Source organism: Flammeovirgaceae bacterium SG7u.111, assembly GCA_034044135.1.
Taxonomy (GTDB): domain Bacteria; phylum Bacteroidota; class Bacteroidia; order Cytophagales; family Flammeovirgaceae.
The window spans coordinates 1,472,081-1,489,968 of the sequence record CP139021.1 but is presented as its reverse complement, the minus strand read 5'-3'; the positions used below and the strand labels follow the sequence as shown (position 1 = coordinate 1,489,968).

Here is a 17,888-nt window from a genome sequence, read left to right as displayed (position 1 = left end):
CAACAAGAAAACATTGGGTTAGTTGCTTAACCGCACTATTCTTTTACTAGACCATTAGGCATACTACTTCCTGCGTATTCCAAAATCAGACTTTCTAATCTTGCACATTTTATCACTTTTAGAATCGTGAAATACAATTCCTTCAATATCGGTTACTTCCAAAAAAGACTTTAACCCATCAAAAGTAAAATCTGTTATGTCCAACACTTCACACCCGTGCTTTATTAGTTGATGCCCTTCTATCTTCTCAGGGTTTCCTTGCACTTTTTTACCACAAAGTTCATAAGTACTTTCTTCTTTATTTTCTAAAGCGTCAAAGGCTACAAAGTGCCATTTATTGCTTTTATCCTCTCGCTCGCACTTAACCCAATATGGATGATGCCCACTTTTTTCGTCAGGTTCTTGACAAGGTATTGCGTTTGGTGGTAAAGTTCTACCTTTCTTTAAGTCAAACCTTTTGTAAAGTTCACCATCAATAATGGCACAAGAAGTTCCGTCAAACTTTCGTGTTGGTATTCCATATTTAAATACCCATTCATTTTGTGGGTTAACCTCATTAATTACTCGCCCTAAATCGTTAGGGTCTTTTTTATAAAGTGTTGATAATTTCTTCATTTACATTTCAATTATAAGTCATTAATAAATCCTCTGTAATACGCGCACACTCCTATACGCCAAAACGTTATATAACAATTAAAAGCTAAAAACAAGAGGCTATAACTATTATGATCCAAAAAAGAGTCGGGTTGCACTTCCTATCAATATATTTCGACTTCCCGAAGTTGGAACAGCAATTAAAGTTAATTGAACAACCCGCTCTTCGTGATTTGCAATCACGAAGCCCTACAGTAGGATTTATTAATCCTACTGTAGCTGGATTATAGATGGTTCAGGAGTAACGTTGTTACTTCGCTACAAGGCTTCAAAAGTTTGCAGGTTCTTTACCCAACCTCAATAATTCTCGGGCTTTTCATTATCCTGTCCGTCAATTTCTCAAACTTTTTATCCCAGGCATTTGCCACCAAGATCATTTGTGATTTCTCAATGTTGTCTGCTATCCGATAGATCATGGTGTACTTATCAAGGGTAAAAGATGCTACATCGTCCACCACAAACATTTTGATTTGGGAAAGGGGGATTCCTGTCGCCTTTAACAGTTCGTTCAGACGCCTTGGTGTTCCTATAAGTACATCCAGCCCTTCGTAAATAGTATCTTTCTGATACTGCAAAATGCCCTTGTCGAACACGGTGAATGTCCTTAAGTTGGTATGCTTGCCAAGAAGCTCAAACTGTGCTTCTAGCTCAAAAGCTTTTTCCTTTGTAGCTGCCATAATGATAGCCCGGGGAACATCTTCGAATGCTTCTTTTAGCTGCTGAATTACACCTATTACAATGGCGGTTGATTTACCGGACCCTTCGGGCGAGACAATAAAAAGGTCAGCCCCAGATTTAATTTGAGGGATACTCGTACTCTGTATCTCTTTTGGATTTGCATCAAATCCCGCATCCTTGAGTCCTGACACTAATTCAGGAATTAGTTTTTTTAAATTCATCGATAGATAGTCTTTCGGTTTAGGCCACTCCTTTATGAAGGTACAAAGCTAGTGGAAATTTACTCTTTAGAGCCTTTTAATTCCACTCACCCTCCGAACAAATTACCTAGTTAAAACTAGAAGCTTTATTTCTTAAAACCCGTAACTTGCAACCGTTAGCAGGGTCTAAAAATCAAAATAATGATTCCCATTAAAATACTCGGTTATTTATTTTACAGTATATCAATCTTTTATCACCACGTTTTTTCCCAATCTTTCCACACGGGCTCTAGCCCTCTTTCCTTCAGCATGCTGGCGATGGCTTCGGTGCTTCGCTCATCGGAAATCTCGAACTGCTCCAACGACTGTGGCTCTATCACATACCCACCAGGATTCGTTTTGGACTCGGCACTCATAGAGGTAATCCCCAACTGGGCTACATGGTTTCTAAACTTTTCATTCTCCCGTGTAGAGAGGGAAAGTTCCACGTCTTCGTCCAGCATCCGGTAGGCACAAATCAGTTGTAACAAATCCGGATCGGTCATTTCTACTTTGGGCTCTAAGCCTCCGCTGAAGGGCCGTAAGCGGGGGAAAGAGATGGAATATTTTGTTTTCCAATAGGCTTTTTGGAGGTACTTCAGGTGCAATGCGGTAAAAAAGCTATCCACCCGCCAATCTTCCAAGCCAAAAAGTGCTCCCAAACCAATTTTATGAATACCTGCCCTTCCCAACCTATCGGGCGTCTCTAAGCGGTAGTCAAAGTTAGATTTCTTCCCTTTGGGATGGTGTATTTTATAGGTCTCCCTGCGGTAGGTTTCTTGGTAGACCAACGTTGCGTACAAACCTTCGGCAATGAGCAGTTCGTATTCGCTTTGGCTCAAAGGCTGCACTTCAATAGAGATATTGACAAAATGTGGCCTAAGCAAGCGAATTGCATTTGCAAGGTAATCTATCCCCACGGTTTGGTTAGCCTCTCCCGTTACCAGCAAAATATACTGAAACCCTTTTGCCTTCAAAAACTCCGCTTCTTTCAAAATTTCTTGGTCTGACAGGGTTCGGCGGGGAATTTTATTGGTTAAACTAAAACCGCAATAGGTACAAATATTTTGGCACTCATTGCTGAGGTACAGAGGTGCGTACATCTGCATGGTATTGCCAAAGCGCTTTCTTGTAATCGCCCTGCTTCTTACCGCCATTTGCTCAAGGTAAGGCCGAGCCGCTGGGGAAATCAGCGCCTTAAAATCTTCCAAGTTTAGTTTGGAACTTGCCAAAGCTGCCTGCACATCCCTTTCCGTTTTGGAAAAGATACTTTCCAAAACGCCCTCCCAATCCTGAGAATCAACTATTTCATTAATACTAATCATACAAAAACTGGGTTAGCGGACTACTTGCCTCGGCCTCTTTTCCGACCACGGCCAATTTTGCTTCAAAAGCCATTCTCCCTGCCTCCACGGCTAGTTTAAATGCTTTGGCCATCAGTACTGGAGTTGGCGAAACTGCTATTGCCGTATTCACCAGCACGGCATCGGCGCCAATTTCCATTGCCTGCGCAGCATGGGAAGGAGTTCCAATGCCTGCGTCTACTATCACTGGCACGTTGCTTTGCTCTATAATGATGTCCAGAAAATCCAAGGTCTTGAGCCCTTTGTTCGTACCTATGGGTGCTCCAAGTGGCATCACGCACTGCGCCCCTACTTCCTCTAGGCGTTTGCAAAGCACAGGGTCGGCATGGATATAGGGCATCACCACAAAACCTAATTTCACCAATTCTTCACAGGCTTTGAGCGTTTCAATGGGGTCTGGCAGCAAATACTTCGGGTCTGGGTGAATCTCCACTTTTACCCAGTTTGTACCCAACGCTTCCCTTGCCATTTGGGCAGCAAAAACTGCTTCCTCGGCATTTCGCACCCCAGAAGTATTGGGCAACAAGTTGATCCGCTCGTGCTTGAGCACCGAAAGCATATCGTCGCTTTGGTTGCCAGCCTCTACCCTTTTTAGCGCTACGGTAACCAGCTCACTTTCCGAAGCCAACACGGCTTCCTGCATCAGCTCCGAACTACTGAACTTCCCAGTTCCGGTAAATAGCCTCGATGTAAAAGTTTTATCTGCAATTTTTAATGTTTCCATAAATTATTCTGGTTTGAATAAGTGGTTCTTTATGACTCTACTTGCAACCTCTGAAAAACGTAAATTTATTGGTGATTTTAATAGTTTAAAAGAAGTTAGAAGCTGGAGGCTATAAGTTAGAAAAAACACTCTTTTTGAATTTTTTCTAACTCTGAACTGACAATGTAACTTGAGGTCAAGCTATTAATAAACTTAGGTAAAACCCAGTATGGGTTTCACTATTGTATGTTTTTGGTAACCAAGTCATCAAACAACGCCGTAGAGCCTGTACCGTATTTCAGCGGGATGTTGCAGGATTTTTGCGATGATTTAGGTTTCTGCAACCCCATACGGGGTTGGTTTCTATTTGAATTCACATTTCTACAATAATGGAACCCCTCACGGGGTTCTTTGCCCTAAACTCTTAAAAGACCGTCTCAAGTTGCTTGTCCTACACGGCGAGAAAACGTTAATACTGACCCTAAGTTAGCATGTCAGTTCTCTAACCTCTAATTTCTAGCATCTAACCTCCTAACTATCAATCTTAAAACCTCCTATTACTTGAATTACCAAGTAAACTTATAATGATCCGAATAACTCCATAATCCTACTTATTTCCTCTTCGGGCTTTTCCGAATTAGTCAGCATTCCTGAAATAGCTACCCCATGAACCCCACACTCTTTTAGGCCAAGCATATCGTCCAAAAGCAACCCTCCAATGGCAATTACGGGAACAGCTTTGGGATTTGCCAATACTTGTGCCATCAGCTGTTGATAGCCCTCTATTCCTAAAATCGGGCTCAGGTTTTTCTTTGTAGTAGTGAAGCGAAAAGGTCCAACACCCATGTAGTCCACCTGCTGTTCCAAGAGCCGTTCGCAGTCTTCAATGGTGTTTGCCGTGCCTCCAATAATCTTGTTTTTCCCCAGTATTTTTCGAGCCTCGGCAGGGCTCATATCGGACTTTCCCAAATGCACCCCATCTGCATCCGCTTTTTTAGCCACTTCGGGAAAATCATTGACAATGAGTGTTGCACCCGCATTTTTACACAGTTTTTTCGCTGCAATAGCCGTTGCCAATACTTCCGCTTTGGGCACGTCCTTTAGCCTTAGCTGTATCCAGTTTGCACCTGCACCAAGCATTCGCTTTATATTCCCCAAATGCATCTCACCATCAGCCCCTTGCGAGATATAATGTACTGTTGAAATCATCGCTTTTTCTATCATTCTTTCTAAAATATCAATCAAACACAAGCTTATATCCTTTCCAAATCTCCTCAAAACTTAAGGCAGGATTTTCACTTCCCCACACTGCCCCAAGCACTGCTCCCCCTGCAAATCCCATCTCCTTTATCAGGGAAAACTTGTCTGGCGTAATCCCTCCAAGTGCAATTATTTTTTGGGCGAAACCTTTTACTTCAAAGTGTCTACCTTCGTAGTTGCTTTTGGAAATAGAAGAAAAAATAGGGCTCAAAAAACAGTAATCGAAGTTTGAGAAGCTCTTCAATGTTTCTATTTCATGGAAAGAAGTGCTCACCGTAAACCCTCTTCCTTGGTACTTGTCCATATATTCTTCAAGCGAGCCTGCCAGAGAGTTCCTTGTATATTCTGGCAAATGCACTCCTTTCACAACAAACTCATCGGCCAACTCCTGATGCTGGTGAAGAACCATTTGAGCAAGGTGCTCAGGCTGAAACTGCTGCAACCAAGCATACATTTCCTCCTTAGAAATACCAGGTTTCCTTACGTGCAATACCGCAGCACCCATTTCCAGTATTTCTTTTATTTGAGCACCTTCCTTTTCAAAAAGCTTTTCAGCTGTAAACAAAACCAACATGTATTTGCTCTTTTATAAATAAACTTCGCTTCCTTTCTCCTTAAATTCCTCCGACTTCTTCTTCATGCCTTCCTCTATTGCCTCCTGATCTTCCAATCCATGCTCTTTGGCATAGTTTCGCACATCTTGCGTGATTTTCATGGAACAGAAATTAGGGCCGCACATAGAACAGAAATGTGCCACTTTAGCACCTTCGGCAGGTAACGTTTCGTCGTGAAATTCCCTTGCTGTATCTGGGTCAAGCGCCAAGTTGAACTGATCTTCCCACCTAAACTCAAACCTTGCTTTACTCATGGCATCGTCCCTATGTTGCGCACCCGGGTGGCCTTTCGCCAAATCGGCTGCATGGGCGGCTATTTTGTAGGTGATCACCCCGTCTTTCACATCTTTTTTATTTGGCAAGCCCAGGTGTTCTTTGGGGGTTACATAGCAAAGCATGGCACATCCGTACCAACCAATCATCGCTGCACCAATTCCACTGGTGATGTGGTCATAACCCGGTGCAATGTCGGTAGTCAGTGGTCCCAAGGTGTAAAATGGCGCTTCGCCGCATTCTTCCAACTGCTTGTCCATGTTCTCTTTTATCATGTGCATAGGAATATGGCCAGGCCCTTCAATAATGCATTGCACATCGTGCTTCCACGCTATTTTTGTCAGCTCTCCCAATGTTTCCAACTCCGCAAATTGTGCATAGTCGTTTGCATCGGCAATGCTTCCTGGACGGAATCCGTCACCAAGGGAAAATGCTACATCGTAGGCTTTCATTATCTCGCATATCTCCTCAAAGTGCGTGTACAAAAAGCTTTCTTTGTGATGAGCCAAGCACCATTTTGCCATAATTGACCCTCCTCGGGAAACGATTCCCGTCACCCTTTTGGCAGTATGGGGCACATATTTTAGGCGAACCCCAGCATGGATCGTAAAATAATCTACTCCCTGCTCGGCTTGCTCTATCAGGGTATCTCTAAAAATCTCCCACGTAAGGTCTTCCGCTTTGCCATTCACTTTTTCTAGCGCTTGGTAGATAGGTACAGTACCAATAGGCACAGGGGAATTTCTCAAAATCCACTCCCGGGTTTCATGGATGTTTTTACCTGTTGAAAGATCCATAATGGTATCTGCTCCCCAGCGGCAAGCCCACACGGCTTTTTCCACTTCTTCTTCTATAGAAGAGGTCACTGCCGAGTTTCCAATGTTTGCATTGATTTTTACGAGGAAGTTTCGCCCAATGATCATGGGTTCACTTTCAGGATGGTTGATGTTGTTGGGAATAACCGCCCGGCCTCTCGCTACTTCTTCTCGTACAAATTCGGGAGTGATTTCCTTCGGGATATTTGCCCCAAAGCTCTCGCCCGGATGTTGGGAAGCTATTTCTTTGATTTCCTGCAACTTCTGGTTTTCGCGGATGGCAATAAACTCCATTTCTGGAGTAATGATCCCCTTCTTCGCATAATGCATTTGCGATACATTCTTACCTTCTTTTGCTTTCAAAGGCTTTCTTATACGGTTGAAGCGCAGCTTATCCAACTCCTTGTTATCTTCACGCATTCTTCCATACTCTGAAGACAAGCCGTCGAGCTGCCTTACATCTTCCCTGTCCGTAATCCACTTTTGGCGAATAGGCTCAAGCCCTTCCCGAACGTCTATTTCCACCTGCGGATCGGTAAAAGGACCACTGGTATCATATACCAACACAGGCTCGTTGGAAGTTCGAGTGCCGTTAAACTTATCAACGGAATCGCTCAGACTAATTTTGCGCATAGGCACTTTTATGTCCTTATGCAATGTTCCATTTACATAGATTTTTTCTGAATTGGGAAATGGGTCTCTACTAATTGCGTTTGTAGCAGGAATCTGTTCGGTTTTCATGGTGTTTTCGCTTATGAGTTTTCACTATTTTATCGAGTAATTCTTTGTTGCTATTCATGAACAAACTCAACGTAACTCAACCTCCCTGCGAAGCCTGAACCACCAGCACCTTGCATCCTTCCTCCAGCAAGAATTCTTGCCAATTGGAACGAGCAACCACGCGGTTGTTGACAGCAACAGCAATTCCGCTGGCACTGATTTCCAACTCTTGAAGTAGTTTACCAAGGCTTACGGGTTCTTCAAAGGAATAATTCTGATTGTTTACGTCTACAGTTATCATATTTTTAAGGGCTTTAATAGCTGTAAACTGAAGGGGGAGGAATCCTATTCGAAAAGTGAACCGCGAAAAATTGAACCATAGGAAATGGCACAATATAGACACTTGAACTTTTCCCTGCGCAGGTACTAGCCTAAATCAGGTTCGAAGGGTGTTATCTCAGCCGAAACATATCAGCACCCCTAAAGTTTACAGCACCAAAGTTAGGAATCAATCGACAAAAAACAAGTTCTGCATAAAAAAGCCTTCCCACTTTGGCGGGAAGGCTTCTCCATAAAATATTTTTACCACTAGTTGCGTATAAGCTTCACGTTTGTTGCCTGAGGGCCTCTTTTTCCTTGCACAGTTTCAAAACTTACCCTATCATCTGCATCTAAAGATTCTGATGACATGCCCGAAATGTGGAAAAAAAGCTCGTCGGTCGAGTTATCTATTCGGATAAAACCAAAACCTTTACTTTCATTAAAAAACTTTACTGTTCCTTTTGTAGTCAACTCCATTAATATCTCCCCCTGTTTTGCGTAGGCTTTTTCTCCCTAGCTTGGTTTACAATAATTTGCCTTCCCATTACTTCAGTTTCATGTAGGCCTTCTATTGCCGCCCTTCCATCTTCGTCGTCCATTTCTACAAAACCAAAACCTCTAGATCTACCTGTTTCTCTATCAGAAACTACTTTTGCGGTAATTACATTACCATACTGGCCAAAAAGCGATGCCAAATCGTCCTCAGCCATTTTGAAGCTAAGGTTTCCAACATAAATATCCATCTTGAAAAAAGAATTTAAAAATTTAAAGATTAACTAAATGGGAGCAGCAGCACTTATAAAAAAATGGAAACATAGGGAATCTAAGCTGTAAAAAGGCTCTCTGATGTGGTCATCAATTTAGGAGCACTGATTTTCCTTACCAAATTTACTAAATAAATCGGCTGTAAAAAATATAACCACAAAAACTTGGCGATTCTCCCAGCATGCATTTCCCCCCTTTTAACCGCTACTCTATTGCTTTACAAAAATATTTTCTTGGTAAAGTTGTAACCTTTTGCGCGACCCCCAGTCTTACTGTTGATGTTGAAATATTGTAGAGGTTTCGCATAGGCCAGTTGGGGTTCTTCCATCAATATACAACACTCAATAAATGTTGTTACAGCTATTAACTTTTAGCAAGAGCCAAGCCTGATTAGCAGCAATTTAGAAATAAGCGATTAACTATAAACTAGAAAACGATTCATTGGATTCATTGTCTGACATAGCCCTGATGACCAAAGTGAAGGAAGGCGACCTTAACAAGTTAGGGCTGCTTTTTGAGCGGTACAACCGCAAGGTCTTTGCCTATTTCTATCACCTCACCGCCGATGCGCAGGCAAGTGAAGACTTGGTACAAAATACGTTTTACAAAATCTTGAAAAACAGGAAGAAATTCAATGGAAAAGGGGCTTTTTCATCTTGGATGTACAGTATAGCCCGAAACAACGGCTTCGACTACCTGAAGAAAAATGGCGCCTCGCACCATCAAGATATCGACTTTTGGCAAGATAAATTGCCCGATATGTCGAACGTAGTGGATACTATTTCGGACCAAGACGACATTGACCTACTCAATAAATCACTGGGCATGCTACCCCAAGACAAGCGGGAAATATTGGTACTGAGCAAGTACCAAGGGCTCAAATACAAAGAAATAGGAGAGATAACAGGCGACTCGGTGGGCAACGTGAAGGTGAAAGTTTTCCGAGCCCTCAAAGAATTGAAAAAGATTTATTGCCAACTAAATATCAATAAGGATTATGACTTATGAAAAGGCAAAAGAGCAAGCGGTAGCCTGGCTAAATGGCGAGCTCAATAAGAAAGAATTGGCTGAATTTGATGAATACCTCAACAGCCACCCTGAATTTAAGCAAGAATTTTCCAGCCTAAAAGCAACGTGGAAAGGTATGGAAAACCTAAAAACTCCCGAGCCCTCACAGGCGATGGGCGATGGGTTTTACGCCATGCTCAATGGATACAAAGAAGGGGTTGCTTCCAAAAAAGAAAATGGTTTTAGCAAACTGTTACAAGGCGTTTGGAGCATATGGCAAAACAAACTTGCCCTGCAACTGGTGGCAGGTATCACCATCTTTTTTGTGGGCTTGCACTTGGGACATTCCCTCACCATGAAAAGCAATAAGGAAACGGTGGTGGTACTTTCGGAAGAGATAAAGTCGATGAAGGAAATGGTGTTTTTGAGCATGCTGGAGCAGCAGTCGGCTAGCAAGCGGCTACAAGCAATCAATATTGTTTATGACATAGATGACAAGAGCTTGAAAGTGGTGAAGGCAATGCTGCATACACTGGACAAAGACCCCAACCCCAATGTGCGGTTGGCAGCGGTGGAAATGCTCACGACCATGACAGAGTTTCCCGAAGTGCGCCTGGGGCTGATAAAAGCGCTGGAACAGCAAGAATCGCCCCTTGTGCAGTCGGCACTGGTGGATGCCATTTTGCTGATGGAGGCAGAAAAATCGCCCAAATATCTCAAAAGGTTGTTGGAGAAGGAAGGGGTAAATGAGGCGGTAAAAGCCAAGGTAAAAAGCAGCATGGAAATATATATGTGATGCGGGTTTCTTGTTTCTGATTACTGGTTCATTCGATATTGATTCCATTCACAAGCTCGAAGCCCTAGTTCGTATTTTATAGAAAAATACATAATGGTTTTTAAAAACAAAGCATTAAAAACCACAAAACATTGATAATCAACTTTTAAAAACAAATAAACATGAACAAGTTTTTTTTGATACTAGCTATGGTGGCAATGCAATTGATGGCAGTTGCCCAAGATGAAAAAATAGAGGAACTGACCATTCCCCTTTCCAAACCGGGCGAAGCAGGCAAGCTCAAGGTTGACCTAATCTATGGCTCTATAAAAGTGACAGGTTATGATGGACAAGAGGTTTTGATCAAAGTTTCTACCCGAAAAAACGTAGACGAAGCTGAAGAGGAGGAACAAGAGGACGAGGCGCCAACTGGATTTTACAAAATTGAGAACAACACCTTCGCCATGACGGTGTACGAAGAAAACAACGAAGTGAGAGTGAATAGCGAAGCGAGAAAGCAAAAGTTGATTTTTGATATAATGGTGCCCAGAAAATTTGACTTAGATGTGAATACGGTAAATGGCGGGGATATCGAAATCACGAACATTGAAGGGGAAATAGAAGCGGGAAATGTAAACGGCGGTATAAATATTCAAGATGTTTCGGGCTCGGTGGTGGCCAACACGGTGAACGGACCTGTGATAGCTACGCTCAAAAGTGTGACTGCCGAAACGCCCATGGCCTTCGTGAGCCTCAATGGAAAAATTGATGTGACGCTACCCAAAGACACAAAACTTACTACCAAAATAAAATCGGACTGGGGGCAGGTGTATAGCGACTTTAAGATGGAGGTGAAAAAGTCGGAACCCAAGGTGGAGAAAAAATCAGGTAAAAACTACACAAAATATGTAGTAGACAAATGGATTTATGGAGATGTGAACGGCGGCGGTCCTGAGTGTATGTTCAAAAATATGCATGGGGATATTTACATCAGGATGAAGTAAACACATTATAAACAAATGACCAATTGTTTTAATGACACTCAATTCTTCCACCTTTAACCATTGCTGACGGTTACTGGTCGCTGGATACTAGTTCTAACTATTTCCAATTAAGTCATGCTAGCTGACAAGCGATTTTTTATATATCGGACCAAACAAGCTATTTGGTAATGAAAGAGTGATAATGAGATATTCCAATTATTCGATGTGCTAATTGAAAAATACAAGGTCGGAAAGCTATAGTTTTCCGACCTTGTAAAATCACTCTATCCATTCAAAAGCCTCTAAGCATGTTGAATATTTCCTACCTCTTTCAAGCGTTCAATTTCAGCCAAACGCTTAGATGCAATGGCTAATTGCCCAAGTGCGAGCCCACCGTCGTTGAAGGGAACTTGGCTATGGCTGTACACATCAAAATTATTTTCCGAAAGGGCATCTTCCACCCACTCGAGCAAGAGTTTATTTTGGAATACTCCTCCCGAAAGCACTACCCTATTGATGTGCGATTGACTCCGCAGCATATTTGCTGCTTGAAGAGTCATCTCTACAACAGTTCGGTGAAATTTACCCGAAATAATGGCATTCGGAATCCCTTTTTGTACATCTTCCACTATGGCACGGATTGTATTTTGCACCCGTATAACCTTCCCCATTTCAAAAGGGTAGCATTCGTTTACAGAACTGTCAGCAATAGATTCGAGTCGCACAGATGCTTCGCTATGGAATGTTTTGTAGATATTTATATTAACTATTGCGGCAACAGCATCGAACAGCCTGCCTATGCTTGAGGTAAAAGGGCTATCCATATTATCTTTGAGCGACATCAATAAAAGATCAACTTTTTCCTTCCGAAGCCCTTTTAAAAATGGGATGTTAAACCCAAGTACCTTATAGCCAAATGCGTTAAGCAAATAGGATAAGCCCATTCTCCAAGGCTCTTCGACAGCTATAACCCCACCTGGCATAGGCATATATTCTAGGTGTAAATCTCTTTCATAGTTTGCCAAGTCGCAGGTAAAAAATTCTCCCCCCCAAATTTTACCATCATCGCCAAAACCTGCTCCATCGAAGCAAATGCCTATTACTTTTTCATCGAGCCCATTTTCTACCATGCAAGAAGCAATGTGTGCATGATGATGCTGTACAGGCAAACAGTTGGTGCTCATCTTTCTGGCAAACTGTGTAGAAAGATACGCCGGGTTCATGTCGTGTACAAACAGTTGCGGACGCACCATATAAGAACCGCATATCTTCTGATAGGTTTCCTTGTAGAAATCTAGCGTAGGTTTATTGCGAAGATCACCGATCTGCTGGCTTATCACCGCTTTATCACGCTTGCCAAGTGCAAGTGTGTTGAACATCTCCCCTCCTACAGCCACTATTCCTTCCGCATTGCTCCGAAGTTTTATCTGATAAGGAGCAAATCCTCTCGACCTACGAATAAAGCGTTTCTTTCTGTTGGCAACCATCAAGCAAGACTCGTCTAGCCTTGTTTTTATTTTTCTATCATAAACCAATATGGCATCACACAGCAAAGAAAGACGGTTGACCGCCTCTTCGTTGTCGCTGATGATAGGCTCATTTGGGAAATTCCCACTGGTAATGACGAGGGCATCTAACGATGTTTCATCAAATATTTCTTCATAAATTTCCTTGAAAGGTAATTTAGCACCAATACTTTTTAAACCATTCACCACCCCTCCTGCTAAGTTCTTCTTGATTTTGAGCAAGACGGTAGGCTTATACTTTGAAGTGACCTGTTCCTCTTCTTGGGCTGAAACCTCCACATATTCTTTAAGTGTTGGCAAATCTCTGAACATAGCCGAGAAAGGCTTTCCTCCTCTTCGCTTGAGTCGCCTCAACTGATTGATAGTAATTTCATCCATTGCATTACAAATAATGCTGAAACCACCTTTCCCTTTCATGGCCACTATTTTCCCTCTTTCCAGCAGTTTGGCCATTTCGCTAACTACTATTTTATGATCGGTAATGCGTTGGTCATTTAGGAGAAGTGTATAATCTGGCTGCGTCCTATTTATCCGATGACCAAGTTGGCTGATATTTATTTCACCTTCTTCAATCTCTAGCTTAAATTCTTCGGTAAGGGGCTGGTAACTTTTTAGGGCCATTAAAAAATTGGAAATGGAGGTAGCGTTTCCGTCGCCCATGGTCAAGCATGCTTCATGCCCATTGCGCACCTCAGGGCTTAGCCCATACCTTTTGGCCAATAGACTGACCATCTGCAAAGCGTTAGCTCCAGCGGTAAGTCCATCACCCAAAATCTTAATTGTTCGTGGCAAAGTTGCTTGCATAACTTTCAATACTTAGTACATGTAACCACAAGATAGACCCATAGCGCTATTTTAAATATGACATCTATCACGATAAAAAGACTATGTTGTCAGTTTTGCCAAAAAGGTTAAACAAACGAGTTTTTTTTACGGATTATCTATCCTAGATAACCCTTAAAGTCCAATTACCTGACAAATGCCTGTTTTTCACCTTATGAAAGTCATTTTCTTTTATAAAAGCTTACAGTAATTTTCGGATGAAAATCTACAGGTGTGGAAAATCCATTTTGATGAAGCCTACCAACCTTAAGTGAAACTCTATTTTACCATAAATAATTAACAAACATGAACCTTAAAACAAGTTATATGGGGCTAGAACTCAATAGCCCAATCATAATTAGTAGCTCAGACCTTACCAGCTCTATTGACAGCATTATTAAGTGTGAAGAAGCTGGTGCAGGTGCAGTAGTTTTAAAATCATTATTTGAAGAGCAAATCTTGGCAAATAGCGATATTTTCAACACCCAAGAACCTCTTTATCAATGGTTCAGCGAAGCTATTGAGTATGCTGGGGAACTGTCTAAAGTCCATGGAATAGACCAATATTTACACCTGATACAAAAGGCTAAAAAGAAAACAAAAATACCGATCATTGCCAGTATAAACTGCGTAACCCCTCAAGAGTGGACTATTTTTGCTAAGCAACTGGAAACAGCCGGAGCAGATGGCCTAGAACTCAATATTTCTATTTTTCCTTTTAGTGAATCTGTTTCTGGTGCAGTTGTGGAACAACAATATGTAGATATTGTACGAAATGTGAAGCAGCAGGTGGGAATTCCAGTTTCGGTAAAAATGGGACCCTATTTTTCAAACATATCACAAATGGTTCACCGCTTAGATAATAACGGTGTAGATGCCCTGATCATGTTCAATAGGTTTTACCAACCAGATGTTGACGTAGACCACATGAGGCTAGAAGTAGGCAATATATTAAGCAGCAAGGAAGAGATGGCCCATTCGCTTAGGTGGATCGGTTTACTTTCTAGCAAAATAAATTGTGATTTGGCAGCGTCTACAGGTGTGCACGATGGCAAAAGTGTGATCAAGCAATTATTGGTGGGGGCTTCTGCCACTCAGGTTTGCTCAGCTATATATTCTAAAGGATTCAAACACATCCAAACCATGCTCAACGATGTGGAAACTTGGATGAAAGACAGAGGTTTCAATTCCATTTCCGAGTTTAAAGGAAGATTAGTGAACGACGAGAAAAATACGGTAGAATGGGAAAGGGTTCAGTTCATGAAAAAAGTTAGTGGAAAAACACCTCGGCCGAGTATAACAGATTAGTATAGAATAGCTCTCTATTGGATTTATAAAGGGCTACAGAACAAAAAGAGTGTTTGCAGGACATCTGCAAACACTCTTTGTTCATTCTCAGCCTTAATCCAATGAAACTACGGGCAAGTTGGTAATAGTACTTGGACGAAGCGTCGTCGGGTTTTGCCTCCCTTCTGTAAGCTCATGCACCTTATCAGATACATAAAAATCTAGCTCGCGCAGGTAAATTATCCTATCAGGCTTTAGGTCAGCCAAGCCTTTGTCAATTCCTTCGAGAAGCGCATAGGTAAAAGCACCATGTCCCCAGTCAGGAGTTTCCAGAGAGCTCTCATCCCCAGTTGATGCCGCCATGATCACTACACCATTTTTTTCATCCGACATATTCCGGATTGGCTCTGTATTATTCACCACATTTTTCGCCAACTGACCGCTATGGCACGCATCGAGGTAAAGCAATACCTTGGAAGATAAACCACCTAGTGTTTTGGCAAAAGCTTTCCAGTCTACGGCTGTTCCGCTGAGGTTGGTTGGGTCGCCATCGTGGGGCAAAATATAAAACTGGTTATCCTCATTGAAGCCGTGTGAGGCAATGAAAATCACCACCATATCTTTGTAGGTAGCATTTTCTTCTAGCCACTTAAATGCACTGACTATATTAGCCTTGGTCGCATTTTCATCCAACAACTCCTTCGTGTAGACATTGGAATAAATCTTAGACTGACGCTTTTTGTATGCAGCCACTACCGCTTTTGCATCGTCATCGGCATAGTTCAGATCCCAATCAGGATTTTCATAATCAGAAACCCCGATGCTGAGCAAATATAGGTTCGGCTTTTTTAAGTAATCGTACACATCAAAGTCCAATATTTCATCTTCATCGGCAAAGGATGAAGGCGCTTTGTAGCGAACAATTCTATCTTCGGAAAGCCCCGATGCTTCGGAGTTAGCCGCATAAATCTGGATCGTGTTTTCCGCATTGATAATTGGCACTTCAAACTCCACCCATTTCATTTTTGGAGAGTTGGTACTGTTCACTTGAAAACCGCGCATTTGGGGAATTGGTCTGCCATCTAGCAAAACCTTCACTTCGGTAATAGGCCTGCCCGAAGTAACTTTTGCCTTTACTTTTATGGCACTCGTTTTTACCGTAGTAATGTATTTTTCAGGAGTAATCCACTCTACTTTTGGAGGAAGGAAAGAAGTTATTTCCTCATTTACTTCTACCACCTTACCTGTTTTTTTGGCATAAGCTACCACCGCATTGGTAAACGAACCATTAGCTATGGTACTCTGAACTATCTCTGGGATGAAAAATTTCTTTTGGAACGTTTTTACAGGATAATACTCTGCCGTATTTCCACCACCTTTGTTCACATGCCAGCCAATGTACTTTTCCCCACCTGCCGAAGCTCCGTAAAATCCTTGCGGAGTCCAGCAAATCCAATCGTTAGTAGCCGTCACAAACAGCGATGCAAGGTTTTCACCCGTCTGTACATTCCATACTTTTATGGACTGATCGGTACTTGCCGAGGCCATCAACCTCCCATCAGAGGAAACCGCAACTGACCAAACTTCACCGTTGTGTCCCACAAACTCTTTTACCAATTCTCCTTTTAGGTTGTAAGAGCGAAGTGAGCCTGCACTTCCCACTACCAACTCACCCGTTGGTGTGAACGTGAAGGAACGAATAGTGCGACCTGTACTTGCCGTGTTTTTGATCTGAACCCCGTTGCTCAGCACCAAGGTAAAATCATCTTTTTTGCTAACAGAAATTCCTTTATACGAAGTGGTGGGTGGTTGGAAAAGTTCTGCATTAGGTTTTTTCAGACCCAACCTGAGCGAGTCGAAATCAAATGTTTTTTCAAAAGGCCTTACACTGAGATTCGCACGCTCGTTGTTGCTGAACGCAATCCGGTGCGAGCCTTTCTCAAACGCAACGGTGAGCACGGCACGCCCATCTCCTTTTATTCGCTGGAACACTTTTCCATCTTCCGAATCCCATAGGAAAATATCGTTATTAATCCCCCCTGCCGTGGCAATTACTTCTTTACCGTCTTTGGTTCGGATAGGAGCAAAGGCTGAAGCTCTTACAGTGTTATCGTGCTTTACAAATTTCCCCAAGGTAAGCCCATAAGGAATTTCATACACCGTTCCGTGCGCCGTCATGGCCACTAGCTTGTTCAGCTCGTGGGAAAAGGAAATGGTGTAAATTTCTTCTCCAAGCTTTTCTATGATGTTGTAAAAATTCCCATCGCTATCCCATAGGTAGATTTTCCCATCTAGTCCGCCAGAGGCTATGTACTTTCCATCAGGAGAAAAAGCGACGCAATAGACCGCTCCCGAATGCTCCGCCATCACCTTAGCTTCGCCTTTTTGAGAACCATCAGGATTGAGGTAATTGAGACGCAATGTGCCATCAAAAGAGGCAGAAACAACCTTGAACCCGTTTGGGGAAAATGCAACACCATATACAGGCTGCGTATGCCCTTTCAATGTTGCCTTGAGCTGCGGTGTCGCTTTCAGTGCAGAAAGCTCATTTTGTGTGTCGAGTGGGATTGACCAAACATTTACGGTTTTATCACCACTCGCCGTAGCCAGTAATTTTCCATCACCAGAAAAAGAAAGGTCTGTCACCACATTTTTATGCCCCAAAAGCGTAGCAACCTGCTTGCCCGAAGCCAAGTGGATGAGGCGCACCTCATCATTTTCCAAATAACCACCTACGGCAAGCAAATCGCCATCGGGAGTAATAGCTCCAGCATTGAGCATACCCATAGGCCCATCGCCAATTTGCCCACGGATAGTTCTTCGCAAAGCACCGTTGCTGCTGTTCCAAAGACGGATGGTTTTGTCATCGGAAATGGAAATGAGGGTTTTGCCATCTTTGGTAAAAACCACATCCTTGACCATGGCAGAATGCCCTTGAGGATCGATTACCAAACGAGGTTTTCCCTGTTGCCCAAAAACTGTAATACTGGTAAGCAGAAGGAAAATCAGAGTTGAAAAATGCTTTAGCATAGTATCAGTATTTTGTAATATATAGAGGTTGATAAGTACCTATGTTTTAAT

16 protein-coding genes and 1 riboswitch are annotated in these 17,888 nt (G+C 42.4%); of the genes, 4 read left to right on the top strand and 12 right to left on the bottom strand.

Annotated elements, in window-relative coordinates; translation table 11 throughout:
• Positions 1-63: 63 nt before the first annotated feature.
• The 10 genes from R9C00_05850 to R9C00_05805 form a co-directional block, all read right to left on the bottom strand.
• Positions 64-615: a hypothetical protein gene (locus R9C00_05850; protein ID WPO36965.1), complete on the bottom strand. Its 552-nt coding sequence runs from the start codon at positions 613-615 to the stop codon at positions 64-66.
• A gap of 326 nt (positions 616-941) precedes the next feature.
• Entirely contained in the window at positions 942-1,553 is a 612-nt protein-coding gene (locus R9C00_05845) for a DEAD/DEAH box helicase (protein WPO36964.1), read from the bottom strand.
• 233 nt (positions 1,554-1,786) lie between these two features.
• The gene (gene thiH, locus R9C00_05840) at positions 1,787-2,896 is read right to left on the bottom strand and encodes a 2-iminoacetate synthase ThiH (GenBank protein ID WPO36963.1); all 1,110 of its coding nucleotides are present in this window, start codon (positions 2,894-2,896) and stop codon (positions 1,787-1,789) included.
• The gene (locus R9C00_05835; GenBank protein ID WPO36962.1) at positions 2,889-3,659 is read right to left on the bottom strand and encodes a thiazole synthase; all 771 of its coding nucleotides are present in this window, start codon (positions 3,657-3,659) and stop codon (positions 2,889-2,891) included. The genes thiH and R9C00_05835 overlap by 8 nt, the downstream gene beginning before the upstream one ends.
• 558 nt (positions 3,660-4,217) lie before the next feature.
• Positions 4,218-4,847, bottom strand: a complete 630-nt coding sequence (locus R9C00_05830) for a thiamine phosphate synthase (protein WPO36961.1) — start codon at positions 4,845-4,847, stop codon at positions 4,218-4,220.
• Positions 4,848-4,875: 28 nt separating this feature from the next.
• Entirely contained in the window at positions 4,876-5,472 is a 597-nt protein-coding gene (locus R9C00_05825) for a thiamine phosphate synthase (protein ID WPO36960.1), read from the bottom strand.
• A gap of 12 nt (positions 5,473-5,484) precedes the next feature.
• Positions 5,485-7,341 carry a phosphomethylpyrimidine synthase ThiC gene (thiC, locus tag R9C00_05820; GenBank protein ID WPO36959.1) on the bottom strand — a complete coding sequence of 619 codons (1,857 nt, stop codon included), beginning with the start codon at positions 7,339-7,341 and terminating at the stop codon, positions 5,485-5,487.
• 76 nt (positions 7,342-7,417) lie between these two features.
• Complete coding sequence (thiS, locus tag R9C00_05815) at positions 7,418-7,621, bottom strand: sulfur carrier protein ThiS (protein WPO36958.1); 204 nt, start codon at positions 7,619-7,621, stop codon at positions 7,418-7,420.
• Between the two features lie 94 nt (positions 7,622-7,715).
• Positions 7,716-7,812: riboswitch (TPP riboswitch) on the bottom strand.
• A gap of 96 nt (positions 7,813-7,908) precedes the next feature.
• Complete coding sequence (locus tag R9C00_05810; protein WPO36957.1) at positions 7,909-8,118, bottom strand: cold shock domain-containing protein; 210 nt, start codon at positions 8,116-8,118, stop codon at positions 7,909-7,911.
• Entirely contained in the window at positions 8,118-8,384 is a 267-nt protein-coding gene (locus tag R9C00_05805) for an RNA-binding protein (GenBank protein WPO36956.1), read from the bottom strand. Before R9C00_05805 ends, R9C00_05810 begins: the two co-directional genes overlap by 1 nt.
• A 463-nt stretch (positions 8,385-8,847) precedes the next feature.
• Here R9C00_05805 and R9C00_05800 point away from each other — a divergent pair, with 463 nt between their 5' ends.
• The 3 genes from R9C00_05800 (at position 8,848) to R9C00_05790 (ending at position 11,193) form a co-directional block, all read left to right on the top strand.
• Positions 8,848-9,414, top strand: a complete 567-nt coding sequence (locus R9C00_05800) for an RNA polymerase sigma factor (GenBank protein WPO36955.1) — start codon at positions 8,848-8,850, stop codon at positions 9,412-9,414.
• Positions 9,404-10,210, top strand: coding sequence for a HEAT repeat domain-containing protein (locus tag R9C00_05795; GenBank protein WPO36954.1), 807 nt, complete (start codon positions 9,404-9,406; stop codon positions 10,208-10,210). The genes R9C00_05800 and R9C00_05795 overlap by 11 nt, the downstream gene beginning before the upstream one ends.
• 161 nt (positions 10,211-10,371) lie before the next feature.
• On the top strand, positions 10,372-11,193 hold the full coding sequence (locus R9C00_05790; GenBank protein ID WPO36953.1) for a hypothetical protein: 822 nt from the start codon (positions 10,372-10,374) through the stop codon (positions 11,191-11,193).
• 281 nt (positions 11,194-11,474) lie between these two features.
• Here R9C00_05790 and R9C00_05785 read toward each other — a convergent pair whose 3' ends face one another.
• A complete protein-coding gene (locus R9C00_05785; protein ID WPO36952.1) occupies positions 11,475-13,502 on the bottom strand; it encodes a Sua5/YciO/YrdC/YwlC family protein in 2,028 nt (675 codons plus the stop codon).
• Positions 13,503-13,826: 324 nt separating this feature from the next.
• Here R9C00_05785 and R9C00_05780 point away from each other — a divergent pair, with 324 nt between their 5' ends.
• The gene (locus tag R9C00_05780; protein ID WPO36951.1) at positions 13,827-14,828 is read left to right on the top strand and encodes a dihydroorotate dehydrogenase-like protein; all 1,002 of its coding nucleotides are present in this window, start codon (positions 13,827-13,829) and stop codon (positions 14,826-14,828) included.
• A gap of 93 nt (positions 14,829-14,921) precedes the next feature.
• On the opposite strand, the gene R9C00_05775 is transcribed toward R9C00_05780, so the two are convergent.
• A complete protein-coding gene (locus R9C00_05775; GenBank protein WPO36950.1) occupies positions 14,922-17,837 on the bottom strand; it encodes a caspase family protein in 2,916 nt (971 codons plus the stop codon).
• Positions 17,838-17,888 lie beyond the last annotated feature (51 nt).